Source organism: Pseudomonas sp. WC2 (assembly GCF_050586545.1).
In the GTDB taxonomy this organism is placed as follows: domain Bacteria; phylum Pseudomonadota; class Gammaproteobacteria; order Pseudomonadales; family Pseudomonadaceae; genus Aquipseudomonas.
Window position 1 is genome coordinate 1 of sequence record NZ_JBOBDR010000049.1, and the last position, 561, is coordinate 561.

At 61.5% G+C, this 561-nt stretch carries 1 protein-coding gene; it reads left to right on the top strand.

Annotated features, from left to right (window positions below; genetic code table 11):
• Positions 1-561 (top strand): immunoglobulin-like domain-containing protein (locus ACQ4OE_RS26760; RefSeq protein ID WP_430948456.1); only part of this gene is annotated, 561 nt, incomplete at both ends.

Consider the following 561-nt stretch of genomic DNA (forward strand, 5'->3'; position numbering starts at 1 on the left):
CTGAGCAATCCCGCCGGTACTCCGGTGACCGTGACCCTGAGCAATGGCTCGGTGATCACCATCGAAGCCGGCAAAACCACCGGCACCGTAACCGTCGCGGCGCCTGCCGATGACGTCTATAAAGACGCCGGCAAAATCGAAGTGACCATCAAGGACGCCACTGGCGGCAACTTCGAAAATCTGGTGCCGAGCGCCACGCCAGCGGTGACCGACGTCACTGACACCATCGACACTTCGACGGTGAAACTGACCGCCACCGAAACCGCCGCTGAAGGTGGCACCGTCACCTACACCGCGACCGTTGGCGCGCCAGTGACCGGTTCGCCTGTCGTGGTGACCCTGGCCAACGGCCAGAACATCACTATCGAAGTCGGCAAAACCACCGGCACCGTGACCACCACTGCACCGAATGATGCGCTGAACGGCCATGCACCGCTGACCAACTCGATCACTGGCGTTAGCGGCGGTAATTACGAGGATCTGGTCGCTGATAAAACCCCTGTCAGCACCACCGTGACTGACGTTACCGACACCACCAACCTGTCGCTGAGCGCGACGGGC